The following is a 25,375-nucleotide window of genomic DNA, read 5'->3' as shown; positions in this document are numbered from 1 at the left end:
GGCAAATGCTCTGATGGCGTTAACTGGCTGAGAGGGCAGATAATAAGAAGCAGGAAATCCGGAAATATTTTAACAAATAGCTATAGAGTAAAATGTTATCAGTTTATTAATCACGGCGCTGTTCGAAGCGCTCTACCACATATTTTCGCACGGATGTCGTCTGATCAGACCACTGTTCCTGCGCATGTGATCATAAATCAGGCGATCAGTGAATGCAATCATAGGTTGTTTTCTCTGTTTGCAGGGGTGAGGCGGCGGCGGGGAAGGGCTTTGCGAATCACCTGCGCTGCAGGGCAAAGACCGCAGGCCCCCATTACGCGCGCCCTTGCACGCCCGCTGCGCGCCGCAGACCTGCGGCAGGGCGCAGGTTGCCGTCTGCCCAGGTTGCCAGCCCTCTGCCCGCAGATTATGCCTTTAGCGCGGGCATAACAGGAGGTCGGCGTGGCTCTGACAGAAGCAGCTCCGAAATTTGGCACCAGCGGCTTGCGGGGCCTGGTAAGCCAGCTGACCGAGGCCCTGATCGCCGATTACACCCGCGCCTTCATCGCGGCCTGCCCGGTCGGAACCGCCCTGTATCTGGGCTGCGATCTGCGTCCCTCTTCGCCACAGATCATGGGCTGGGTGGCGGCTGCCGCGCAGGCCGATGGCGTAGATGTGGTGTTATGCGGTGCGCTTCCGACCCCGGCGCTGGCGCTGATCTCGCGTCAGGGGGGCGGGGCTGCGGTGATGGTGACCGGCAGCCATATCCCCGCCGACCGCAACGGACTGAAATTCTACACCCCGACGGGCGAGATCACCAAGGCGGATGAGGCGGCGATCCTTGCGCACCTGGGTCGTCCGTTCCGGCCGCATGCGCCGGCTGGGCAGCTCCGCCCCGAGGCGATGGGGAATGCGGCCTATATCCATCGTTATGTATCGGCCCTGGGCGCTGGAGTGCTTTCCGGGCGGCGGATCGGGGTTTACAGCCATTCCGCCGTTGGGCGTAAAGCGATGCTGGCTGTCCTCTCTGGTCTCGGCGCGGAAGTGCTGGAACTGGGCCATTCCGAAACCTTCATCCCCGTCGATACCGAGGCCGTCGACCCGCAAGTGGCGCGCCAGATCAGCGCCTGGGTGCAAGAGCACCGCCTTGACGCGCTGATCTCGACCGATGGCGATTCAGACCGCCCGCTGCTGGCGGATGAGGCGGGGCGCATCGTGGCTGGCGACATTCTGGGCCAGATCGCGGCGCAGGCCCTTGGGGCAGAGACGGTGGTGACCCCTGTCTCGTCGAATTCGGGCGTCATGCAAAAGGGCTTTCGGCAGGTGATCCGCACGCGGATCGGCTCGCCCTTTGTGATTGCGGCAATGGAAGAGGCGGGCGGCCGCGTCGTCGGTTATGAGGCCAATGGCGGCTTTCTGCTGGGCTTTGATGCACAGGGGCCCCAGGCGCAGATCAGCGCCCTGCCCACCCGCGATTTCATGCTGCCCCTGCTGATGGTGCTGCAGGCGGCGAAGGGCAGGCCGATCTCGCAGCTGGTCGCCGCCGAGCCGCCGGTCGTCACCCTGTCAGATCGCCTGCAAGAGATCAGCCCGGCCCTGTCGCAGCCATTTCTGGCGCGGCTGACTGCCAGCCCGGCCGCACGGGCGGAGTTTCTGGCGGATTTAGGCGTCGCAGAGGAAACGGTCGATCTGACCGATGGCTTGCGGATCAATCTTCGGGGGGGCGGGGTGGTCCATCTGCGCCCCTCAGGGAACGCGCCCGAGTTCCGGCTTTACACCGAGGCGGCGGATGCAGAAACCGCAGCCGCGCTGATGCAGCGGGGCCTGAGCGCGCTGCGTCAGGTGCTGGTCGGGGTCTAAGCCTGTCGGCCCGGGTGCAATTGTAAATTGCGACAGATGGCCCTCTTGCCGATGGCGGGTGATCGGGGCAAATAGCGATGAAATTTTGTGCAGGGGTGAGCGTTATGGGCTTTGATCAGGCATTGGCGCAGTTTCGTCCGGTGTCGGTTCCGGCGATTGCGGGGGCTGAATATGAGGCCCGCGTCGCGGGTCTGCAAAAGCTGATGGCGGGCGCGGGGATCGGTGCGGTCTGGCTGGATGCCTCTTCCTCGCTGACCTATTTCCTGGGCCACAGCCTTGGCCTGTCAGAGCGCATTCACGGGGCGCTGATCCCGGCCAGCGGCCAGCCTGTCCATATCAGCCCCACCTTTGAAGAGCCGAAACTGCGCTCTTTGCTGCGGGTTCCGGGCCGGATTGCCACCTGGCAGGAGGATGAGGATCCCTATGCGCTGATCGCCGCCGAGGTGGCGCAGATCGCGGGCGAAGGCGCGGTTCTGGCGCTGGATCAGGCGACGCCCTGGCTGTTCGCGCAGCCTTTGCAGCAGGCGATGGCGGGCCGGATCGTTCCGGCGAAACCCCTGATCGCCGCGCTGCGTCAGGTGAAATCCGCCGCCGAGATCGCCATCATCCAGACCGCGATGAGCGCCAGCTGGCAGGTGCAAAAGGCGGTCTGGCAAAACCTCTCAGCCGGGGTCTCAACCACAGAGGTCTGCGCCTTTATCGCCGCCGCGCATAAGGCGCAGGGCATGAAGCCGCTTTTCGCCGCCGCGCAGTTTGGCGAGGCCACGGCCTACCCCCATGGCGTGCCGGACCCGCAGATCCTGGCCCTGGGCGATATGGTGCTGATCGATCTGGGCGCCACATTGCACGGCTATTGCTCTGACATCACCCGGACCTATGTGTTCGGCACCCCGACGGCGCGGCAGCGTCAGCTTTGGGGGCATGAGCAGGCGGCCCATGCCGCGGCTTTCAAAGCGGCGCAGATCGGTGCGCCCTGCGAGGCTGTCGACCGCGCCGCACGTGACAGCCTGGTTGCCGCCGGATTTGGCCCCGATTACGCGGTGCCGGGCCTGCCGCATCGCACCGGGCATGGGCTGGGCATGGACATCCATGAAGAGCCCTTCATCCTGCGCGGCAATCAGACACCGCTGGCCCCCGGCATGTGCTTTTCCATCGAGCCAATGCTTTGCGTCTATGGCGAATGTGGCATCCGGCTGGAGGATATCGTCTGGATGGGTGCTGACGGCCCGCACTGGTTCTGCCCACCCGCCGCAAGTCTGGATAACCCCTTTGGCTGAACCAGAGTAATCTGCGGCCGCTTTGGCGGCTGATCAGGCATTATGATCGGAAAATGCGTCTGCATGCGGCAAAGTGAAGTGAAAAATCGACATCTTGCCCCTGTATTCAAACGGAATACAATTCGGGTCAACGGCACGAATCCGGAACAACAGACCAAGCAACAGTGAGTGAAAGGATATCTCATGAAGCTTCTCTCCCGCAGCCTTCTCGCGGCCTCGGCCCTGGCGCTTTCCGCCGCGGCGCCGGCAATGGCGAAAACCTTCATCTATTGCTCTGAGGCCTCGCCCGAGGGCTTTGATCCGGCCCCCTATACTGCTGGCACCACTTTCGATGCGGGCGCACACCCGATCTATAACCGTCTGGCCGAATTCAAAAAAGGCACCACCGAGGCCGAGCCGGGCCTTGCTGAAAGCTGGGACATCTCGGAAGACGGCACCGAATATACATTCCACCTGCGCAAGGGTGTGAAGTTCCATTCGAATGACAAATTCACCCCGACCCGCGATTTCAACGCCGATGACGTTGTATTCTCGTTCGAGCGTCAGGGCAGCGCCGATCACCCCTGGCACCAGTATATCCCGGGCGTGACCTATGAATATTACACCTCGATGGACATGCCGAAACTGGTGAAGTCGGTCGAGAAGGTCGATGATTACACCGTCAAAGTGACGCTGAACTCGCCCGAGGCGCCGTTCATCGCCAACCTCGCCATGCCCTTCATGTCGATCGTGTCGAAAGAATATGCTGACACGCTGGACGCTGCAGGCACCCGCGAAGACTTCAACAATGCGCCGATCGGCACTGGCCCGTTCAAGTTTGTGGCCTATCAGAAAGACGCCGTGATCCGTTATCAGAAGAACGCTGATTACTGGGGCGATGCGCCGCTGATCGACGATCTGGTCTTTGCGATCACCCCCGATGCAGCCGTGCGTCTGCAAAAGCTGAAGGCGGGCGAATGCCACCTGATGCCGTTCCCGGCCCCGGCTGACCTGGCTGGCATCTCTGCCGATCCGAACCTGAAAATGGACGAGCAGGCCGGTCTGAACGTCGGCTACCTGGCCTATAACACCACGCTGGCGCCCTTCGACAATCCGAAGGTCCGCAAGGCGCTGAACATGGCGATCAACAAAGAAGCCATTGTCGCCAACGTGTTCGAGGGCCATGCAGAGCCCGCCAAGAACCCGATCCCGCCGACCATGTGGTCCTACAATGAGGCGATCCAGGACGACCCCTATGATCCCGAAGCCTCGAAGAAACTGCTGGAAGAAGCAGGCGTAGCCGGTCTTTCGATGCAGATCTGGGCAATGCCGGTGCAGCGCCCCTATATGCCCAACGCCCGCCGCACCGCCGAGATGATGCAGGCGGATCTGGCCAAGGTTGGCGTCAAGGCCGAGATCGTTTCCTACGAATGGGGCGAATATCTCGACAAGTCGATGGAGCCGGGCCGTCCTGGCGCGGTTATCCTGGGCTGGACGGGCGACAACGGCGACCCCGACAACTTCCTCTCGGTGCTGCTGAGCTGCGCTTCGGCGGGCCCGGGCGGTGCAAACCGCGCCTTCTGGTGCAATGAAGAGTTCTCGGCCCTGCTGGCCAAAGCCAAGGTCTCTTCCGACCCGGCAGAGCGCACCAAACTTTACGAAGAGGCCCAGGTCATCTTCAAGGATCAGGCGCCCTGGTTCACCATCGCACACTCGACCCAATATGTGCCGATGAGCAACAAAGTCAGCGGCTTCGTGCAAAGCCCGCTGGGTGATTACGTCTTCGATACCGTTGATATCGCTGAGTAATCCACTGGTTTAACGACATGGATGCGCGGGGCTGGCTATGGTCTTCCCCGCGCGTCTCTTTAAGGGGGATGCTTATGCTCCGGTTCATTTTCTCCAGACTGCTCTATCTGGTGCCCACCTTTCTGGGGATCACCATCGTTGCCTTTGCGTTCCCGCGCCTGCTGAAGGGCGATCCGGTCCTGCTGATGGCCGGCGAGCGCGGCGTGACGCCTGAACGTCATGCCGAGATCTCGGCCCAGCTGGGCTTTGATAAGAATATCGTGCTGCAGTATTTCGATTTCGTCGGGCGGTTGTTCCAGGGCGATTTCGGCAATTCGCTGGTCACGAAAAAGCCCGTTCTCTCGGAATTTCTGACCCTGTTCCCCGCCACGATTGAGCTGGGTTTCGTGGCCATCGTGATCGCCGCCCTGGTTGGCGTGCCGATTGGCGTGCTGGCGGCGATCAAGCGCGGCTCGTGGTTTGATCAGCTGTCGATGTCGGCGGCGCTGGTGGGCTTTTCGATGCCGATCTTCTGGTGGGGCCTGCTGCTGATCATCGTCTTCTCAGGCAACCTGGGCTGGACGCCGGTCTCTGGCCGCATCTCGCTGATGTATTACTTCCCCAATGTCACCGGCTTCATGCTGATCGACAGCCTGCTTTCGGGGCAAAAGGGCGCGTTTCTTTCCGCCGTGCACCACCTGATCCTGCCTTCGGTCGTGCTGGCGACGATCCCGCTGGCGGTGATTGCGCGCCAGACCCGCTCGGCCATGCTGGAGGTTCTGGGCGAGGATTACGTCCGCACCGCCCGCGCCAAGGGCATGCCCGCGCGGCGCGTCATCGGCGTGCATGCGCTCAGGAATGCGATGATCCCGGTGGTGACCACCATCGGGTTGCAGATCGGCGTTTTGCTGGCGGGCGCGATTCTGACCGAGACGATCTTCTCCTGGCCGGGCATCGGCAAATGGATGATCGATTCCATCTCGCGGCGTGACTATCCTTCGGTGCAATCGGGGCTTTTGCTGGTTGCCGGGATCGTCATGCTGGTCAACCTGCTGGTTGACCTGACCTATGGCCTCATCAATCCGAGGATCCGCAACAAATGAGCGACACAACCGTCAAACTCACCGACGCGCAGATCCGCCGCCGGATGCTGGCCGAATTCTGGTTCTACTTCTCGCGCAACCGTGGCGCGGTTGTCGGGCTGGTGGTCTTTGTCCTGCTGGTATTCATGGCGATTTTCGCCGATTTCATCGTGCCGCATAACCCGATCCTGCCCTATGAGGGCATGGCGAAACTGCCCCCCGCCTGGGCCGAAGGCGGCAATCCCAGCTTCCTTCTGGGCACCGATGCGATTGGCCGCGATATGCTGTCCAGGCTGATCAAGGGCTCGCAATATTCGATGTTCATCGGGGTGGTCGTGGTCTCGATCGCGCTGGTTGGTGGCATCGTGATCGGGCTGGTGGCCGGTTTCTTTGGTGGCTGGGTCGATACCGTGATCATGCGGGTGATGGATGTGATCCTGGCCTTCCCGTCTTTGCTGCTGGCGCTGGTGCTGGTGGCGGTGCTGGGGCCGGGGCTGATCAATGCGATGATCGCCATTGCCATCGTCTATCAGCCGCATTTCGCGCGTCTGACCCGGGCGGCAGTGATGTCAGAGCTGCGGCGCGATTACGTCGCGGCAGCGCGGGTGTCTGGCGCGGGCAATCTGCGGCTGATGTTCAAAACCATCCTTCCCAACTGCCTTGGCCCGCTGATCGTGCAGGCGACGCTGTCGTTTTCCTCGGCGGTGCTGGACGCGGCGGCGCTTGGCTTCCTTGGCATGGGGGCGCAGCCGCCCGCTGCCGAATGGGGCACCATGCTGGCCGAGGCGCGTGAGTTCATCACCTCGCATTGGTGGATCGTCACCTTCCCGGGTCTGGCGATCCTGATCTCGGTGCTGGCGATCAACCTGATGGGCGATGGTCTGCGCGATGCGCTTGATCCGAAACTGAAGCGGAGCTGACCCATGGCGATCCTGAAAATTCGCAATCTGACGGTCCGTTTCGCCACTTCGACCGGGTCTTTCACCGCCGTTGACGGCATCGACACCGAAGTCGACCGCGGTGAGGTGCTGGCGATTGTCGGCGAAAGCGGCTCTGGCAAATCGGTTTCGATGCTGGCGGTGATGGGGCTTTTGCCCGACACCGCCACCATCACCGCCGACGAAATGAGCTATGACGGCCACGACCTGCTGAAAATGACCAAGGCAGAGCGCCGCCAGCTGATCGGCCGCGAGATCACCATGATCTTCCAGGAGCCGATCGCCTCGCTGAACCCGTCTTTCACGGTGGGCTTCCAGATCGAAGAGGTGCTGCGGCTGAACCTGGGGCTGTCGCGCCGCGACGCCCGCGCCCGCGCGCTGGAGCTGTTCAAACAGGTCGGCATCCCCTCGCCCGAGGAAAAGCTGGGCGCCTATCCGCATCAGATGTCGGGGGGGCAGTGTCAGCGGGTGATGATCGCCATGGCGATTGCCTCGAAACCGCGCCTTCTGATCGCGGATGAGCCGACCACCGCGCTGGATGTGACGATCCAGAAGCAGATCCTCGATCTGCTGATGAGCCTGCAGGAAGAATATGGCATGGCGCTGATCATGATCACCCATGACATGGGCGTGGTCGCGGAAACGGCAGACCGGGTGGTGGTGCAATATAAGGGCCGCAAGATGGAAGAGGCTGACGTGCTCAGCCTGTTCGAGGCTCCGCAGCACCCCTATACTAGGGCGCTTTTGGCGGCCTTGCCGGAAAATGCCACCGGCGACCGTCTGCCGACCGTCTCTGATTTCTTCGCGGAGGGCGCACAATGACCGTCGTTCTTGAAGGCCGCAATATCACCCAGGACTATCACGTCAGCGGCGGGCTGTTCGGGGGCGCAAAGACCGTTCGCGCCGTGAAGGGCATCAACTTTTCGGTGGAAAAGGGCAAGACGCTGGCGATTGTCGGCGAAAGCGGCTCTGGTAAATCGACGCTGGCGCGGATCATCGCGCTGATCGACGCGCCCTCGGGGGGCGATCTGCTGATCGGCAGCGAGAAGGTTGATATCTCGCAAAAGCGGCCCGGGCCCGAGATGCGCTCGCGCGTGCAGATGGTGTTCCAGAACCCCTATGGCAGCCTTAACCCGCGCCAGAAAATCGGATCGGTGCTGACCGAGCCGCTTTTGATCAACAAGCCCGAAATCAGCGCCGAAGAGCGCCGCTCGCTGGCCGAGGCGATGCTGGTCAAGGTCGGTCTTGGGCCAGAGCATTACAACCGCTACCCGCATATGTTCTCGGGCGGGCAGCGGCAGCGGATTGCGATTGCGCGGGCGCTGATGCTGAACCCCTCGCTGCTGGTGCTGGACGAGCCGGTTTCGGCGCTGGATCTGTCGGTCCAGGCGCAGGTGCTGAACCTGCTGGCCGATCTGCAGGAAGAGTTCGGGCTGACCTATGTTTTCGTCAGCCATGACCTTTCCGTGGTGCGCTATATCGCCGACGATGTGATGGTGATCAGCCAGGGTGAGGCGGTCGAGCAGGGCACGCGTGAGGCGGTCTTTGCCAATCCGACCCACCCCTATACGCGTCAGCTTTTCGCCGCCACTCCGGTCACCGATGTCGAGGCGATCCGGGCGCGGGTGGCAAAGCGCCAGGCGGCGCGGGCCGCGGTCTGAAACAATTTCCCGATTTTGCGGCGGCCCGGGGTGTTTCCCGGGCCGTTGTTCTTTGCGGTGGGTGTTCAGTAACTGGGCGGGGTGATGGCGCTGATTATTCTGGCCACCCCCTCATCCAGATTTCGGAAGCGATGCGGCAGGTTGCTGTCGAAATAATAGCCGTCGCCCGGGCCAAGCGTCCAGCTTTGCTGGCCGACGGTCAGCTCGATCCGGCCTTCCAGCACCAGCCCTGCCTCTTGCGCGTCATGCGAGAAGATATCGCCGGTATCGGCCAGCGGCTGATAGGTCTCCATCAGCACCTGCATCTTGCGGGCGGGCTGGTTGAAGCCAATCACCCGATAGGAGATTTCATCAGGATTCCCGATCTCTACGAAATCATCGGGGCGATAGACGGGGCTGTAATTATAGCTGCTGCGCAGGCCCGAAAAGAACTCGACCAGCGTCGTGCCAAGCGCATCGACAACTGCGCCCAGGGTATCGACAGAGGGGCTCATCCGGTCACGCTCGATCAGCGAGACGGTGGAATGCGAGATCCCGGCGCGCAAGGCCAGCTCGCGTGAGCTAAGCTGACGGCGGCGGCGCAACTCGCGCAGGTGGCGACCAATCTGGGGCATAGGGGCCTCTGTCAGGGCTGATTTCGGTGAGTATATGCACCACGCCCTCATGCGGCAATTGCCGGAATCGTGGGAAAGCCGGAAGAATTGCTCATTCCCTGACCGGATCCCCTGTCTCAACCAATGGACCAGACGAAATGACCAGGCTGCCTGAAAATGTTGAATCCCGTATCTCTCGTGTGAAGGCGCCGGCCCGGGATGTGATCTCGGACAATTCCCCGGTTGAGGTCCTGGTGAAGGAAATCATCGCCAATGTCGCCGCGCGTGGCGATGAGGCGGTGAAGGAATACTCGCTGAAATTCGACAAATCCGACCTTGAGGTGCTTGAGGTCAGCCGTGAGGCCCGCGAAGCCGCCGTTGCAGCCCTTGATCCGCAGACCCGCGCCGACACGCAGTTCGCCATCGACAACGTGACGGCCTTTGCGAAGGCGCAGCTGGGCACCATCCTGCCGCTGGAAATTGAGACGCTGCCGGGCGTTCACCTTGGCCATCGGGTGATCCCGATTGACCGCGTCGGCTGCTATGTGCCGGGCGGGCGCTATCCGCTGCTGTCGGCGCCGGTGATGACCATCGTTCCGGCGAAGGTGGCGGGCGTGAAGGAAATCATCGCCTGCCTGCCGCCAAACGCGCATGAGGCGATGATTGCGGGCTGCCATATGTCGGGTGCGGATCGCATCTTCCGCGTTGGTGGCGCCCAGGCGATTGCGGCCATGGCGCATGGCACGGGTTCGATCCCCAAGGCTGACAAGATCGTCGGCCCGGGCAATGCTTTCGTGAATGAGGCCAAACGCCAGGTCTTTGGCCCGGTCGGCATCGACCAGCTGGCAGGCCCGTCCGAGATCTATACGCTGGCCGATGAAACCGGCAATCCGCGCATGATCGCCACCGATCTGCTGGCCCAGGCCGAGCATGACATCCGCACCCGCGTTGGCCTGATCACCACCGACAAAGCCCTGGCCGAGGCGGTGCTGCTTGAGGTCGAGCGTCAGCTGAAAGACCTGCCCACCGCCCCCGTCGCGGCCGAGGCCTGGCGTGACTATGGTGAGATCATCCTCGTCCCCGATGATGCGACCATGATCGAGGTTTCCGACCTGATCGCGGCGGAACACCTCCAGGTTCACACCAAAGACCCGAAGGGTTTCGCGCTGAAGCTGACCTCTTACGGCTCGCTGTTCATTGGGGAAAATGCCTCGGTGGTCTATTCCGACAAATGCATCGGCACCAACCACACGCTGCCGACCATGGCGGCGGGCCGCTATACCGGCGGGCTTTGGGTTGGGGCCTATGTGAAGATCTGCACCCATCAATGGCTGGAAGATGACGCGATCCGTCAGGTGGCCGAGCCTGCGATCCGTCAAAGCGCATCCGAAGGCCTCGAAGGGCACCGCCGCGCGGCGGCATTCCGCCTCGAACAGAACTGAGCTCAGGCTGCCCAGGCGGGGGCTTGCCTTTCCCCGCCTGGCAGCGCAAAATTTGATCAACAGGGAGAAAATCATGCAAAAAACACATAAGATTTCCGCATTCGGCCCCAGGCTTGCCCGTGCAATGGCGGTTGGCGCGGCGCTGACGCTGGCGGGCACTGCAGCAAGTGCGCGTGACCTGACCATCGTCTCTTTCGGCGGCAATTTCCAGGATGCGCAGCGCGAGCTGTTCTTCAAACCCTTCGCCGAGCTGACCGGCAAGCCGGTGCTCGATGAGGCCTGGGAGGGCGGCTATGGCGTGCTGCAGGCCAAGGTCAAAGCGGGCACCCCGAACTGGGATGTGGTCCAGGTCGAGGCCGAAGAGCTGGCGCTTGGCTGCGCCGATGGCATCTATGAGAAACTCGACTGGGAAAAGCTGGGCGGCAAAGACAGCTATATCGACGGCGGCGCGACCGATTGCGGCGCGGGCCATATCGTGTGGTCGGTCGCCATCGCCTATGACGGCAACAAGCTGACCGACGCACAGCCGCAGGGCTGGGAAGATTTCTGGAACGTCGAGAAATTCCCCGGCAAGCGTGGCCTGCGCAAATCGGCAAAATATGCGCTGGAAGCGGCGCTGATGGCCGATGGTGTTTCGGGCGCTGAGGTTTATGACGTGCTGGCAACGCCCGAAGGCGTGGACCGCGCCTTCGCGAAACTCGATGAACTGCGCCCGAACCTTGTCTGGTGGGAAGCTGGCGCCCAACCGCTTTCGATGCTGCAAACCGGCGATGTGGTGATGTCCTCGGTCTATAACGGCCGCATCACCGGGCTTAACCGCACTGAGGGCACCAATCTGAAACTGGTCTGGAACCAGTCGATCTATGCGGTCGACAGCTGGGTGATCCTGGCAGGGGCTGAAAACAAAGACGCGGGCCAGGACTTCATCGCCTTCTCGAATGCGCCGGAAAATCTGTCGAAACTGCCCGAGCACATCGCCTATGGTCTGCCGGTCAAAGCGGCGGCTGAAATGGTTCCGGCTGAATTCGCCGTCGATCTGCCGACCTATGCCGACAACCTGGCGGTCTCGGTGAATCTCGATGTGGATTACTGGGTCGACAATTCCGAAGAGCTGACCGAGCGTTTCAACGCCTGGGTCGCGCAATAACACGACCAGACCGGCCGGGATCACCCCGGCCGGTCTGTTGCTTTTGGCGACAAACAATAAGAATAAGACTGGCCCGGGGATTTCTGAGATCATACCGACGCGGACACCCCGGCGCAGAAAGATTTCAGGGGGTCCAGTGTCCGAAAACTTCATCCGCTTTCAAAAGGTCACCAAGGATTACGGCACGGTCCGGGTGGTCGAGGATCTCGATCTCGACATCGCGCGCGGCGAGTTTGTCAGTCTGCTGGGCCCGTCGGGCTCTGGTAAAACCACGCTTCTGATGATGCTGGCGGGGTTCGAAACCGTCAGCGCCGGCGCGATTGTGCTGGATGGGCAGAAGATCAACGATCTGCCGACCTATAAGCGCGATATGGGCGTCGTCTTCCAGAATTACGCGCTTTTCCCGCATATGAGCATCGCCAAAAACGTCGCTTTCCCGCTGGATATGCGCGGCACCGCCAGGGCCGAAACCGCCGAGCGGGTGCAGAAGGCGCTGGATATGGTGCAGCTTGGCCATCTGGCCGACCGCCTGCCGGGCCAGCTTTCGGGCGGCCAGCAGCAGCGTGTGGCGCTTGCCCGTGCACTGGTGTTCGAGCCGCGCGTCGTCCTGATGGATGAGCCGCTTGGCGCGCTCGACAAACAGCTGCGCGAGCAGATGCAGCTGGACATCCGCGACCTGCATCACCGCCTTGGCCTGACGATCATCTTCGTCACCCATGACCAGGACGAGGCGCTGACCATGTCCGACCGGATTGCCGTTTTCAATCACGGCCAGATCCAGCAATGCGCCAGCCCGCGTGAGGTCTACGACCATCCCGCCAACCGTTTCGTGGCCGAGTTCATCGGCGAGACCAATCTGCTGGAAGGCACGGTTTCCGCCATTTCCGGCGAGACCCTGACCCTGACGCTGCCCGGTGGCGCCAGCTTCCAAAGCCACGGCCTGCCCGGGTTCAGCACGGGCGATAAGGGCCTTCTGTCGCTGCGCCCCGAGCGGATCGACATCTACCCGCAGGGCGAGGCCCCCGCAGGCGTGAACACCCTGGCGGGTGAGGTCACCGACACCGTTTACCAGGGCGACCATCTGCGCGTGGTGATCGAGACAGCCGCTGGCCGCATCATCGCGCGGATCAACCGCAAGGTCTCGGAATGGGAGAATGGCGCGAAGGTCAGCCTCGGCTTCCGCGCCCAGGATGGCTGGGTGATCGCACCATGAAAGGATCACCCCGTCTGAGGGCGCTGATCCTGATCGCGCCGCTTTTGTTTTTCCTCGGTCTGTTTTTCGTCTGGCCGCTGATCACCGTCATCACGCAATCGGTCTCTGACCCGGCGGTCTCGCGGGTTCTGCCGCGCACGGCTGACCTGATCGGTGACTGGGATGGTGAGGGTGCGCCCTCGGCTGAGATCCAGGCTGCCTTCCGCGCTGATATTGTTGGCGCAACCGACGATCAGGCGGTGGGCGATGTGACGCGCCGCCTGAATTCCTCGAAATCCGGGTTCCGCTCGCTGATGGGGAAAACCGTCACGGCGGTGCGCGAAAACCCCGATGTCGATCTGGCCGAGGTTGATAAACGCTGGGCCGACCCGGCCTTCTGGAAGGCGATCCAGGACAATGCCTCGCCCTATACCGACAGTTTCCTGCTGGCCGCCGTGGATATGGAGCGCGACAGCGCCGGTTCGGTCGTCGCAATGAAAGAGGGAACTTCGGCCAATTTCACCATTCTGATGCGCACGCTCTGGACCTCGGCGCTGGTCATGCTGTGCTGCCTGGTGATCGGGCTGCCCTATGCGATGATCGCGGCCTCGGTGACGGGGTGGAAGCGGGCGGTGCTGCTGGGGGCGGTTCTCTTGCCCCTGTGGACCTCGCTGCTGGTGCGCACCGCGGCCTGGATGATCATCCTGCAGGACAATGGCATCATCAACCAGGTTCTGACCGGGCTTGGCATTACCTCTGGCCCGCTGGCGCTGATCTACAACCGTTTCGGCGTGGTGCTGGCGATGACGCATGTGCTGCTGCCCTTCATGGTGCTGCCGATCTACTCAGTCCTGATCACCGTGCCCGGCAACCTGATGAGCGCGGCGGCCTCTTTGGGCGCACACCCGATCCGCGCCTTCCTGCGGGTCTTGCTGCCCCTGTCGCTGCGGGGCGTGATTTCCGGCGCGCTTCTCGTCTTCATGACCTCGATCGGCTATTACATCACGCCCGCGCTGCTGGGCGGGGCGGGGGATCAGATGATTTCCTCGGTGATCGCCGAATATGCCACCAGGTCCGCCAACTGGAGCATGGCCGCCGCTATCGGTCTGATCCTGCTGGTGCTGACGCTTGCGCTTTATGCGGTTTATAACCGCCTGTCGCGCGACCCGATCCAGGCGAGGTAAGCATGATGAAATATGCAAAAGCGATCTATGCGACGCTGATCGTCGTCTTCCTGCTGTCGCCCTTGCTGGTGATCCTGCCGCTGGCTTTTACCTCAAGCGCGTTTCTGACCTATCCGATCCCGGCCTTCTCGACCCGCTGGTTTGAGGAACTGGTCATCAACTCGGTCTGGAGCCGGGCCATCGTCAACAGCCTGATCATCGCGCTGGCGACAACGGCGCTGGCGACGGTGCTGGGCACGCTGGCGGCGCTTGGGCTGCGCTCGCAGGATCTGGGGATGAAGTCGCAGATCCGCACGCTGTTTTTGCTGCCGATGGTGGTGCCGGCGGTGGTGCTGGGCGTCGGCATGCAGGCGCTGTTCGTGCGGCTGGGCTTCAACTCGACCTATTGGTCGGTGATCATCGCGCATACGGTGGTGGCGATGCCCTTCGTGGTGATCTCGGTCTCGGGTGCGCTGACGGGGATCGACCGCCGGGTGGAACGCGCCGCCGAAAGCCTTGGGGCCCCGCCCTGGAAGGTGTTCTCGCTGGTGACGCTGCCCCTGGCGATGCCGGGGGTGCTGTCGGGGGGGGCGCTGGCCTTTGCGACCTCGCTGGATGAGGTGGTGCTGACGCTGTTCGTCGCCGGGCCGAACCAGCGGACGCTGGCGCGGCAGATGTTCTCGACTTTGCGCGAGAATATCAGCCCGGCGATTGCCTCGGCGGCCTTTATCATCATCGTCGGCACTGTGGTGATTGCCGCCGTGCTGATGCTGTCCAGGCGCAAAAAGGCCTGACGGCAGAGAATGAAAAACCCCCGCCAGCGATCCTGGCGGGGGTTTTGGTTACTGAGCGAGCACCTTGTCCAGCGTCTCGATAAAGCGTTCGGCGTGATCTGCCCCGAAGGGCAGCGGCGGGCGTATCTTCAGCGCATCGCCTTTGGCGCCTGAGGCCGAGATCAACACCCGCGCATCGCGCAGGCGATTGACGACCCGCGCTGCCGCTTCGGCCGAGGGCTGACCGTCTTCCAGAATATCGACCGCGACAAACAGCCCGGCCCCACGCCGCTCGCCCAGGGCGGGATGCTTCGTGGCCAGATCATCAAGGCCCGCCAGAAGCGCGGCCCCCGATGCGCGGGCATTGTCCAAAAGCCTCTCATCCTCGATCACGGAAAGCACCGCGCCTGCTACCGCTGCCGCCACCGCATTGCCGCCATAGGTGTTGAAATACCGCGCCTTAGCACCGAAGTCGGCGATAACCTCGGGGCGCATCACCAGCGCTGCGACGGGATAGCCATTGCCCATCGGTTTCCCCATTGAGACCATATCCGGCACCACGCCATGGCGCTGGAAGCCCCACATCGCGGCCCCGGTGCGGGCGAAACCCGGCTGCACCTCATCGGCGAGGAAAAGCCCGCCCTCGGCCCGGATCGCATCGGCTGCGTCTTTCAGAAAGCCCTCTGGCCCGGTGATCAGCCCGTCTGAGGAAAAGATCGTGTCGACGATCAGCATGGCCGGGCGGATGCCCTGTTCGCGCATTTTCGCGCAGGCGTCGCGGATGGCCTGGGAGAAGCCCGCCGCCACGCCGCCGGGGTAATTGGCCAGGGTCGGTGCGGGCACCGGGAACACGTTTGCCCCGGGTGCGACTGCCGGGCCGATCGACATCGACATCTCAGCCGTGGCCAGCGTCACGCCGTGATAGGCGTTTGATGTCACGATCACCCCCGTGCCCCCCGTCGCCGCGCGGGCGATGCGGTAGGCCAGATCATTGGCCTCAGACCCGGTGCAGGTGAACATCACATGCGAAAGCGCGGGCGGGAAATAGCCCAGCAGGCGCTCGGCATAGTCCAGGATGCCTTCGTGCAGATAGCGGGTATGGGTCGCCAGCGTCGATGCCTGTTTCGCCATGGCCTCGACCACGCGGGGGTGGCAATGACCGACCGAGGCCACGTTGTTGTAGCAATCAAGCCAAGGGTTGCCGTCAGCGTCATAAAGCCAGACGCCCTCGCCGCGCACCAGATGCACCGGGGTCTCGTAAAACAGCCGATAAGCGGGCCCAAGTGCCGCCTCGCGGCGTGAGACCAGCGCGTCATCGGCTGGCGACAGCTGCGCGGTGGCGCGGTCAAAGGCGTTGACCATGGTTCCACGGGTCATCTCAGGCCCCTTTCGCTGCAAGATGGAAGGCGCGGGCGGCGGCATCTGCGCCAATCGCGCGGAATGCGGCCAGCCCGGCCCGGGCGGCAGGCGCATTGCGCAGAATATAGGGCGCGTTTTCCGGGTAACGCGCGGCCCGCCAGGAGGTGATCGACAGCGTGGTCACCATCCGCGCGGTGATCAGATCGAACAGAAGATCCAGCTCTGAAGCGTTCAGCGGTTGCACGGCGCAATAGGCGCGCACAAACAGCGACAGCCTCTCCAGCGGGCGGGCCGGGTCGATCTGATAGGCGGCGGCGACGGCCATGTCACAGATGCGCGGGGTCCAGACCATATCGCCGAAATCCAGCAGGCCGGTGATCTGATCGGGCTGACCCTGGTCGACCAGCAGGTTATGCGGGTTCAGGTCGGCATGGCAAATCTGCCAGGGCAGATCCTTCAGGCGCGGCGCGATATCGGCGGCAAAGCGGGCGACAAAAGCCGTGGCCTCTTCGCGCAGTTCCGGATCCTGGATCGAGGGCAGCAGCGGCATCAGGCGCGGCGTCTGCCGGATATCCCACAAAAGCACATGATCTGCCGCCGGATGGCTGTATCCCGCCAGCGCCTTCGTCAGCCGCGCCAGCGCATCCCCCGAGGCCACCGCCTGCGCGTCAGATCGCGGCGTCAGATGCATCGGCACGCCCGAAAGCCAGGAGTAGACCCGCAGCCGCCCCTCTGGCAGCGCCGCCCAAAGCGCCCCATCGGCGGGCCGGATCACCAGTGGCACCGGGATCGTCGGATCCGTATCTGCGACATGCACCAGCGCTTCGGTCTGAAACTCGGTCATCCCGAGGCTTTCGGCCGGATGGGTCAGCTTGACGAGGTATTTTCCGCCCTGATCCGTGGTCAGGCAGAAGTTCAGATCACGCTCACCCGCCAGAGGCTCCATCCGGCCGGTAAGGCCCCAATGGGCGGCCAGCGCCCGTTCGATGATCGCATCGGCGACCTCGGGCTTTGGCAGGGTCAGAAGGGCGCCAAGCGCGTCATCAGTGGCGCTGGCGGTTGCTGGCTGGGGGTTTTGCAAGGATCTGGTCATATCGCGCTTATCGGCACTGGCGGGAAATAAATCCAGATGCAACGCTATCTGACCCTATGAAATGGCCCGATCTGGACTGCCCGTGCAGGGGCGTGGCGGCGCGGGGCGGACCGTCACCGGGCCGCCTTTCCACCAGCCTTCACAGTGGATTTACCACTTTGCGACAAAGTTCTGCTGGCAGGATGGGGCAATGCAGGGAAGATTGAGGGCAATATCCTGGCGCAAAAGGCGTGTTCTGCGCCAATATGCAAAAAACCTGGCAATCTGCGCCGGAAAACTGTCGCTTTTACGTGTCAGTATGGGGCAGAGCCCAAAGAGAAAAACACCCGAACGGGCAGAGCAGAGGCGAAATTCAACCCATGCTGACCATATTCCGACGCCGCCCCCTTAATATCGCGTTGGCCCTGGCCGCTTTTGGCCTTTGCGTGACCGCGCGGGCAGAGGCGCAGACGGCCCCCGATCAGGGCGTGACCGCCGGATATATCGTGGTCGAGGAAAGCACGGTTCCGGTGCGCCAGACCCTGACCGGGCGCGCGGTTGCCCTGGCCGCGACCCAGCTGCGCCCCCGCGTTGGCGGCGAGATCACCGCGATCCTTTACGCGCCCGGCACCAGGGTAGAGGCGGGCACGCCGCTTTTCACCATTGATCCGCTGACCTGGCGCACAGCCCTTGCCTCGGCCGAGGCGGCGGTTGCCCGGGCAGAGGCTGATCTGAAATCGGCTGAGACCGCCTATGGCCGCGTCAGCGCCCTGCGGGGCAGCGCGACCAGCCAGGCGGCGCTGGATCTGGCGGAAACCGATCTTCTGAAGGCCCGCGCCAGCCTTGCCGATGCGCAATCCGGGGCCGAGCTGGCCCGCGCCCAGCTGGACTGGACCACGATCCGCGCCCCGATCACCGGGATTGTGGGGGTGGCGCAGGTCTCGGTCGGGGATCTGGTGACCCAGGGCCAGGCCCAGCCACTGGCTGAAATTGTGCAGGTCGATCCGGTGCTGATCGACCTGTCAGAACCCTATCAAAGCCGCCTTGCCATCGAGGCGCGGGCCGAGCGCGGCGAGATCGTGCTGCAGCCGCCAGAGCTGCAGATCGTGCTGGACGGCGGCAGGCGGGTCAGCGGTGAGACGCGGCTGCTCTCGGCCTCGGCCACGGTGTCCTCTTCGACGGGCACGCGGGTTTTGCGCTTTGAGATGGCCAATCCCGGCGGGGTGATCGCGCCTGGCATGTTCGTGCGTGCCGAGATGGAGCTGGGTCAGCAGCAGGCGATCCTGGTGCCGCAACGGGCCACGCAGCGCGAGCGGGATGGCCGGCTGTCGGGCTGGGTTGTCGTTGATGGCAAGGCCGAAAAGCGCTTTCTGACTGAGGTTGGCACCTCTGGTTCGTCCTGGGTGGTGCAGGCCGGGCTGCAGCCGGGCGACTGGCTTTTGCTGGATGGGATCAGCACTTTGCGTGAGGGGCGGGCGCTTGCCCCGGTGCTGGTGACGATCGACGATGAAGGCGTGGTGCGCGATCTGCCCGAGGCCGCCACTGGCAGCGCGGGCAATTAAAACATGGCGCAGTTTTTCATCACCCGCCCGGTTTTCGCCTGGGTTCTGGCCATCGTTACCATGCTGTTTGGCGGCTGGTCGGTCTGGTCGCTGCCGGTAGAACAATATCCCGACATCGCCCCGATCCGCATCAGCGTCACCGCGAATTACCCCGGCGCCTCGGCCGAGGCGACAGAGAACTCGGTCACTTCGGTGATCGAGGATGCGATGACCGGGCTGGATGGGCTGTTGTTCATGACCTCCAGCTCTTCGGCCACCGGGCGCAGCCGGGTTGAACTGGTTTTTGGCGACAATGTCACCGCGGAATCAGCGCAGATCCAGGTGCAGAACAAGGTCTCGCTGGCGGAATCGGGCCTGCCGCTGGTGGTGCGCGAACGCGGCACCGAGGTCGAGCGGGCGGGCGAAAGCTCTTTGATGGTGGGGGCGCTGGTCTCGCCCGACAACCGTTATTCGACGCTGCAGCTGGGCGATCTGACCACGCAGCTGGTGGAAGATGCGGTCTTGCGCATCGACGGCGTTGGCGCGGTTGACAGTTTCTCGGCGGGCTATGCGATGCGGGTCTGGCTGGACCCGATGAAAATGGCCGAGTTCCAGATCACCGCGGCCGATGTGACGGCGGCGATTGCCGATCAGAATTCAACCGTCTCGGTCGGCTCGCTGGGGGCCGATCCGGCGGTGCCGGGCCAGCAGCTGACGGTCGCGCTGTCCTCGCAGACGCAGCTTTCCTCGGTCGATCAGTTCGCGCAGATCCGCCTGCGGGTCGAGGCGGGCGGCGCCGAGGTGCTTTTGGGCGATGTGGCGCAGATAGAGATCGGGCAGACCAGCTATGGCCGCTCGGCGCTGTTCAACGGGGCCAATGCGGCGGGGTTCTCGGTCACGCTGGCCACAGGCGCGAATGCGGTCGAAACGGCGAAACGGGTGCGCGAAACGCTAGCCGCCCTGGCCCCGGCCTTCCCCGAAGGGGTCGAGGTGGCCTATCCCTTTGATACCTCTCCCTTTATCGAGGAATCGATCCAGACGGTCTGGAAAACGCTGGCCGAGGCAGTGGCGCTGGTTTTCATCGTGATTCTGGTGTTTTTGCAAAGCTGGCGGGCGACGATCATCCCGGTGATCGCCATTCCGGTGGTGCTTTTGGGCACATTCGGGGTGCTGTCGCTGCTGGGCTATTCGATCAACACGCTGACCATGTTTGCCATGGTGCTGGCCATCGGCCTTTTGGTCGATGACGCGATCGTTGTCGTCGAAAATGTCGAGCGCCAGCTTGAGGAAGAGCCGGGCCTCGACACGGTCACCGCGACGCGGCGCTCGATGGGGCAGATTTCGTCGGCGCTGGTCGGCATCGTGCTGGTGCTGTCCTCGGTGTTCCTGCCGATGGCCTTCATGACCGGGTCGACCGGGGTGATTTACCGTCAGTTCTCGGTCACCATCATCTCGGCCATGGTGCTGTCGCTGGCGGTGGCGCTGATCCTGTCGCCTGCCATGTGCGCTGCGATCCTGAAGCCGCGCGATCACAGTGGCGGCAACTGGTTTGCGCGGGTCTTCAATCGCGGGATGGATCGGGCGACGACGGGCTATGGCGCGATTTCGGCCCAGGCGATGCGGGTGCCCTTTGTCGTTCTGGCGATCCTGGTGGCGATCAGCTGGGGCTCTTTCCAGCTGTTTCGTCAGCTGCCCTCGTCCTTCGTGCCGCAAGAGGATCAGGGGATGATGACGGTGCAGCTGCGCCTGGCCGAGGGGGCGACGCTGGCGCAGACCCGGGCGGTGACCGAAGAGGTTGCGGCCTGGCTGACCGGGGAAGAAGGGGCGACGGTTGACACCGCGATGACCGCGCTTGGCTTTGTCTGGGGTGGTGGTGGGCCGAATACCGCGATGCTGTTCGTGCGGCTGAAACCCTTTGCTGAACGCCCCGGCCTTTCTGCCGCCCGGCTTGAGAGGATTGCGAACGCACAGTTCAACGGCCATCGCGCCGGAAATATCACAGTAAATCAACCGCCTGCGATCCAGGGTGTCGGCAGCTCTGCCGGGATTTCCTTCTATCTGATCGACCAGGCCGGGCATGGCCAGGCGGCGCTGGAAGAGGTGGCGATGCAGCTGGCAATGCTTGCCCAGGAACGCGGCGTGGCAACCGGGTTCCGCGGGCATGAGCCCTCGCGCCGCCCGGCCCTGCGCCTTGATGTCGACCAAAGCCGCGCAAGGGCCATGGGGCTGACGGTGTCTGAGGTCAATTCGATGCTGTCGGTGATCTTTTCTGGCCGCGAGGTGAATGATTTTGAGCTGGGCACAGAGCTGCGCCCGGTGATCGTCCAGGGCCGCGCCGAATACCGCATGCAGCCCGAGGATGTGAACGCCTGGCACGCTCGCAACCGCGATGGCGAGATGGTGCCCTTCGCCAGTTTCATGACGCAAAGCTGGTCAGAGAATTCGCCGACGCTGAACCGCTATGGCGGCACGCGGGCGATCTCGATCTCGGCCAATCCGGGGGCGGATGTCTCGACCGGGGCCGCGATGGAGGCGTTAGAGGAAATCGTCGCCGAGATGCCGGGCGGCTACGCGATTGCATGGACCGGCCTGTCCTATCAGGAAAAACTGGCCGGAAACCAGGCGCCGCTGCTTTTTGCCATGTCGGCGCTGGTGGTGTTCCTGGCGCTGGCGGCGCTTTATGAAAGCTGGTCGGTGCCGTTCTCGGTGATGCTGGCGGTTCCGGTCGGGATCCTTGGGGCGTTGCTGGCGGCCTGGGGCTTTGGGCAGTCGAATGACGTCTATTTCAAGGTTGGCCTTCTGACGACCATCGGCCTTGCGGCGCGAAACGCGATCCTGATCGTGGAATTTGCCGAGGCGCGACGAAAGCAGGGGATGGCGCTGATCGCCGCCACCCGCGCGGCGGCCGAGGCGCGGCTGCGGCCTATTCTGATGACATCCTTCGCCTTCGCGCTTGGGGTTTTGCCGTTGGCGCTGGCAAGCGGGGCGGGGGCTGCGGCGCAGCATGCCATCGGCATCGGGGTGTTGGGGGGGATGGTCGCCTCGACCGCGATTGCGCTTTTCATGGTGCCCGCGCTTTATGTGCTGGTGATGCGTGTTACGGGGAAGGCGAAGGCAGGCGCAGCCTGACCCAGACCGGAAAACTGCGCGAGGCGGCGGCCGCATCTGCCGCTGCCGGATCCGTTGGGGCAGGGCGGTAAACACCCGCACCAATCACCGTCAGACCCGCATCGGGCAAAATGACGCCGACCCGTAAGCCCCCGGTTTGCTTGTAAAACGCGGTATCAAGCGCTGTATCCCCCCTATGGCCCGCCTCATCCGGCGGCTGCCAGCTGCTGCGGGGCGCAGGATCTTGCAGCTTTGGATGGGAAATCAGGCTGCGAATGGCTTCTTTGCGCCCGTCTCCATCTTCGGGGTCAAGGTTTGTGATACCCATGACCACATAGGGGGTCTCGGGGGCGGGGGCGGGCAGGCGCCCCTCAAGCAGGGCGATCCAGAACGCGGTTTCATCGTGGTTTCGGCGTGCGTTCACCCCGCCTTCGGCCCCGAAAACCGGCGGCGCACCATGCCATGCCAGCAGATCCAGCCGCCCGCCATCAGGCAGGATCAGCGGCACCTGCCAATGGCCGGTCGTGGACAGGCGCAGCTGTTGGCGCGCGGCGGGGGGCAGGGTGGAGGGCCATAGCGCCCCAGGCAAGTCGGCCCAGAGAAATGCGCTGAAATCGCGGACAGCCCCTCGGTTTATGGGTAGTTTGGACAGGATCAGCATGCCCGACTGGCCAGAGAAATAGCCAAAACCCTGCGCATCGCCGGGCCCGCCCAGACGACCATCCCCATCCAGATCCAGCCCCGTGGCCATGCCGCGATTGGGCCGCAGGGCGAAAAGATGGGGATATTCCGGCCCCGCTGCGGCCAGGCGGTCGGCAAAGCGATTGGCGGCGATCAGCCCGTGATCATAATCAAAGCCCGCCAGCACGATTGCATCGGCATCAAGGCTGGCCAGAACGCGCAGCGCGGCCTCGGTCTGCTCATCCTTGCCGCTGGCGATATCCCGCAAGAGCAGGCCAGGGCCTTTCCGCTCCAGCCCGATATTCCATAAAACCAGTTTGAGGCTGCCCTCTTCGGCGCTTGCCACGGGCGCGATCAGCGTCAGAAAGCCCGCGCTGATCCAGATCAGCAGGCTTAAGCCCGCCGCACGGGGGGGCGTGATCAGGCGGCGGCGACGATCCCGGGCGTGCCTGGCGGCAGATTTGCAACGCGCCTTTGGCGGATCATCGCGGCAATCCGGCCCATCGCCACACCGCGCATCAGAAGTGAGGCCGGAATGAATGCCCATGCTGCCATCGTCCAGATCAGTGTCTGCGGCGAGGTCAGTGTGACCGGGCTGAACCCGCTGGATACCAGATTAACCACCGCCGGGATCAGGAATGGCAGCAAAAAGCCTAAGGAAAGGTTAAGGCGCGCGTCTCTTTCCAGCCGGTCAACAACATCGCCGCCGGCAGTCGGCTCGAATGTTGGCAGATTGACCCAGACGTTGAAATCCTTATGGCGCGACGGCCAGCCCTTCAGCTTGAAGATAACAACGAAAAACGCCAGTGATATCAGTGAGATGATATAGGCGGTTCCGGCGGCAGTACGCACGGCTGTCAGCTCTGAGGGGGTTGCCCCCTCGGCCATCATCAGGGTTGCCAGGCGGACGGGCGAATAGGGAAAGTCGAGAGATTGCCCGATCAAAAGGCCGATAGCCTCAAACAGGCGAGAGATTGAGGTGGGGGCGATGCTGGCGGCCTCAATGACCGACAGGATGAGAACAGTCAGGAAAAGGGCCAGAAAGCGCACACGGTTAAAGGGCGGCGCATCCCGAAACTCGATCAGGCTGGGATAGACGGCGTTATATTCGGCAAAGGTCAGCACGCCGCCAAACAGCGCAATCAGCGCCACCATCTGTTGGGTGTCAGGGCCCGTCCCCGGCAAAATAACCGAGGGCGTGGCGATGAGAATCATCACCAGAAATGCGCGCACCAATGCGCCGGTCATGCGTGAGACCACTGCCTTCACATCCTCAACATGGACGGAAGCGATACGACGCCGCTTCCTGTTTCCCATGATCCCACCGACATTGCGGCGGATCGCCTCAATTTTGCCCAAAATTTGCCTTCTTTCGCCCGGTGAAGCAACGATCATCCGCATCAAAGCGCACTCCTGTGACCTAAACAGGGCAGAGATGTTGCAAGAATGGAGCAAAAGCGGAAATCATCCGTTAATTCGGCAGAAAAATTACGTCAGGCCAGACGGCGCGCATGAAAAAGCGCGGCATCCATGATGCCGCGCCGCAGGGTCGCTTTCGCAGGGCGTAACGCCCCGGCTATATCCCGGTCAGGCCCATGGGCGGGCAGCAGCGTTCTGCTTTTCAAAGGCGTCGATTGCCGAGACCTTTTCCATCGTCAGGCCAATATCGTCCAGGCCGTTGAGAAGGCAGTGCTTTTTGAACGCATCCACCTCAAAGGCGAAGGCGGTGCCATCTGCGGCCGTCACGGTCTGGTTCTCCAGATCGACGGTGATCCGGGCATTGGCCCCTTTGCGCGCGTCATCCATCAGATGATCGACCGCCTCTTGCGGCAGCACGATCGGCAGGATGCCGTTCTTGAAGCAGTTATTGTAGAAAATATCCGCAAAAGAGGTCGAGATCACAGAGCGGATGCCGAAATCCAGCAGCGCCCAGGGGGCATGTTCGCGTGAAGAGCCACAGCCAAAGTTGTCACCCGCGACGATGATCTGGCTTTCGCGCCAGGCGGGCTGGTTCAGCACGAAATCGGGGATTTCCTTGCCATCGGGCGTATAGCGCATCTCGTCGAACAGGTTCACGCCGAGGCCCGAACGCTTGATCGTCTTCAGAAACTGCTTTGGGATGATCATATCGGTGTCGATATTGACCAGCGGCATTGGTGCCGCGATCCCGGTGATGGTGGTGAATTTATCCATTGGGATTGCCTATTGGAGTTTTTTCAGCGCGACGCCCATCGCAATCAGGGCGACGCCGACGGAAATCAGTTCGATGGCAAGCAGGGTTCCAAGCAGGATCGCGCTGGCAGCGGGCAGGAAGAACAGCACGTAAAGACCAAGGCCGATCGACAAAAGCGCCGAGAGGATCAGGACCCAGAAGCTTTGCCCAGCACTGACCCCAAGCCGGAAGGCCCAGACCAGACGCAAAACGCCGGTGGCGAAGAACAAAGCGCCCGCCATGATGGTCAGCGAGATCAGGCCTGCCAGCGGATTGGCCAGCAGCCAGACGCCCAGGATCAGCTGCATCAGCGCAAAAAGCATCACCCAGCCGCGCGAGGGCATCTCGCTGTCGCTGAAAGCTGCGAACAGGCCCAGGGCGCCCGCGACCAGAAAGGCCACGCCCACGAAAACCGTGACCGCCAGCGAGGCGGGCAGCGGGAAGATAAGCGCGATAAGGCCCGCGATGAATGCAAGCGCACCTGCAACGATGCTGGCGGTAGAACCCTTCATGACTCGTAATCCTTTC

At 62.9% G+C, this 25,375-nt stretch carries 21 protein-coding genes; 14 read left to right on the top strand and 7 right to left on the bottom strand.

The annotated features are described in order from the left end of the window. Positions 1-441: 441 nt before the first annotated feature. The 7 genes from HOY34_RS03790 to HOY34_RS03760 all read left to right on the top strand — a co-directional run bounded on the left by HOY34_RS03790 (position 442) and on the right by HOY34_RS03760 (position 8,564). A complete protein-coding gene (locus HOY34_RS03790; RefSeq protein ID WP_366926905.1) occupies positions 442-1,839 on the top strand; it encodes a phosphomannomutase in 1,398 nt (465 codons plus the stop codon). A 104-nt stretch (positions 1,840-1,943) separates the two neighbouring features. Then, positions 1,944-3,116 carry a M24 family metallopeptidase gene (locus tag HOY34_RS03785; RefSeq protein WP_216654624.1) on the top strand — a complete coding sequence of 391 codons (1,173 nt, stop codon included), beginning with the start codon at positions 1,944-1,946 and terminating at the stop codon, positions 3,114-3,116. A 183-nt stretch (positions 3,117-3,299) separates the two neighbouring features. Next, a complete protein-coding gene (locus HOY34_RS03780; protein WP_172359979.1) occupies positions 3,300-4,904 on the top strand; it encodes an ABC transporter substrate-binding protein in 1,605 nt (534 codons plus the stop codon). Between the two features lie 74 nt (positions 4,905-4,978). Next, entirely contained in the window at positions 4,979-5,986 is a 1,008-nt protein-coding gene (locus HOY34_RS03775) for an ABC transporter permease subunit (RefSeq protein WP_172359978.1), read from the top strand. Beyond that, positions 5,983-6,885, top strand: coding sequence for an ABC transporter permease subunit (locus HOY34_RS03770; RefSeq protein WP_172359977.1), 903 nt, complete (start codon positions 5,983-5,985; stop codon positions 6,883-6,885). Before HOY34_RS03775 ends, HOY34_RS03770 begins: the two co-directional genes overlap by 4 nt. A gap of 3 nt (positions 6,886-6,888) precedes the next feature. Then, complete coding sequence (locus tag HOY34_RS03765) at positions 6,889-7,725, top strand: ABC transporter ATP-binding protein (protein WP_172359976.1); 837 nt, start codon at positions 6,889-6,891, stop codon at positions 7,723-7,725. Continuing rightward, positions 7,722-8,564, top strand: coding sequence for an ATP-binding cassette domain-containing protein (locus tag HOY34_RS03760; RefSeq protein ID WP_172359975.1), 843 nt, complete (start codon positions 7,722-7,724; stop codon positions 8,562-8,564). Before HOY34_RS03765 ends, HOY34_RS03760 begins: the two co-directional genes overlap by 4 nt. A 65-nt stretch (positions 8,565-8,629) precedes the next feature. Here the strand turns inward: HOY34_RS03760 and HOY34_RS03755 are convergent, their stop codons facing one another. After that, positions 8,630-9,178: a cupin domain-containing protein gene (locus HOY34_RS03755; protein ID WP_172359974.1), complete on the bottom strand. Its 549-nt coding sequence runs from the start codon at positions 9,176-9,178 to the stop codon at positions 8,630-8,632. Between the two features lie 137 nt (positions 9,179-9,315). Between HOY34_RS03755 and hisD the strand changes: the two genes are divergently transcribed. From hisD to HOY34_RS03730, 5 genes are all read left to right on the top strand, one after another. Then, entirely contained in the window at positions 9,316-10,599 is a 1,284-nt protein-coding gene (gene hisD, locus HOY34_RS03750; RefSeq protein ID WP_172359973.1) for a histidinol dehydrogenase, read from the top strand. Between the two features lie 73 nt (positions 10,600-10,672). Next, entirely contained in the window at positions 10,673-11,746 is a 1,074-nt protein-coding gene (locus tag HOY34_RS03745; protein ID WP_216654623.1) for an ABC transporter substrate-binding protein, read from the top strand. A gap of 136 nt (positions 11,747-11,882) precedes the next feature. After that, positions 11,883-12,959 carry an ABC transporter ATP-binding protein gene (locus HOY34_RS03740; protein WP_172359972.1) on the top strand — a complete coding sequence of 359 codons (1,077 nt, stop codon included), beginning with the start codon at positions 11,883-11,885 and terminating at the stop codon, positions 12,957-12,959. Continuing rightward, on the top strand, positions 12,956-14,122 hold the full coding sequence (locus HOY34_RS03735; RefSeq protein WP_172359971.1) for an ABC transporter permease: 1,167 nt from the start codon (positions 12,956-12,958) through the stop codon (positions 14,120-14,122). The genes HOY34_RS03740 and HOY34_RS03735 overlap by 4 nt, the downstream gene beginning before the upstream one ends. Before the next feature lie 2 nt (positions 14,123-14,124). Further along, on the top strand, positions 14,125-14,895 hold the full coding sequence (locus tag HOY34_RS03730) for an ABC transporter permease (RefSeq protein ID WP_172359970.1): 771 nt from the start codon (positions 14,125-14,127) through the stop codon (positions 14,893-14,895). Between the two features lie 48 nt (positions 14,896-14,943). Here the strand turns inward: HOY34_RS03730 and HOY34_RS03725 are convergent, their stop codons facing one another. Beyond that, complete coding sequence (locus tag HOY34_RS03725; protein ID WP_172359969.1) at positions 14,944-16,251, bottom strand: aspartate aminotransferase family protein; 1,308 nt, start codon at positions 16,249-16,251, stop codon at positions 14,944-14,946. 1 nt (position 16,252) lies between these two features. Then, entirely contained in the window at positions 16,253-17,326 is a 1,074-nt protein-coding gene (locus HOY34_RS03720; RefSeq protein WP_172359968.1) for a phosphotransferase, read from the bottom strand. Between the two features lie 359 nt (positions 17,327-17,685). On the opposite strand from HOY34_RS03720, the gene HOY34_RS03715 reads away from it, so the two are divergent. Then, entirely contained in the window at positions 17,686-18,867 is a 1,182-nt protein-coding gene (locus tag HOY34_RS03715; protein WP_172359967.1) for an efflux RND transporter periplasmic adaptor subunit, read from the top strand. A gap of 3 nt (positions 18,868-18,870) precedes the next feature. Continuing rightward, complete coding sequence (locus HOY34_RS03710; protein ID WP_172359966.1) at positions 18,871-21,975, top strand: multidrug efflux RND transporter permease subunit; 3,105 nt, start codon at positions 18,871-18,873, stop codon at positions 21,973-21,975. Here the strand turns inward: HOY34_RS03710 and HOY34_RS03705 are convergent. The 4 genes from HOY34_RS03705 to HOY34_RS03690 form a co-directional block, all read right to left on the bottom strand. Then, a complete protein-coding gene (locus tag HOY34_RS03705; RefSeq protein ID WP_366926911.1) occupies positions 21,944-22,981 on the bottom strand; it encodes an endonuclease/exonuclease/phosphatase family protein in 1,038 nt (345 codons plus the stop codon). The two genes, HOY34_RS03710 and HOY34_RS03705, sit on opposite strands and share 32 nt — an antisense overlap. Before the next feature lie 74 nt (positions 22,982-23,055). Further along, entirely contained in the window at positions 23,056-23,883 is an 828-nt protein-coding gene (locus HOY34_RS21985; protein ID WP_172360032.1) for a hypothetical protein, read from the bottom strand. A gap of 339 nt (positions 23,884-24,222) precedes the next feature. Beyond that, on the bottom strand, positions 24,223-24,828 hold the full coding sequence (gene leuD, locus HOY34_RS03695) for a 3-isopropylmalate dehydratase small subunit (protein ID WP_172359965.1): 606 nt from the start codon (positions 24,826-24,828) through the stop codon (positions 24,223-24,225). Between the two features lie 9 nt (positions 24,829-24,837). Further along, entirely contained in the window at positions 24,838-25,359 is a 522-nt protein-coding gene (locus HOY34_RS03690; protein ID WP_172359964.1) for an HdeD family acid-resistance protein, read from the bottom strand. Positions 25,360-25,375 lie beyond the last annotated feature (16 nt).

The sequence above is a fragment of the Pseudogemmobacter hezensis genome, from assembly GCF_013155295.1.
Taxonomy (GTDB): Bacteria; Pseudomonadota; Alphaproteobacteria; order Rhodobacterales; family Rhodobacteraceae; genus Pseudogemmobacter; species Pseudogemmobacter hezensis.
Note: the sequence above shows the minus strand (reverse complement) of the source record. Positions and strands in the feature narration are given on the sequence as shown.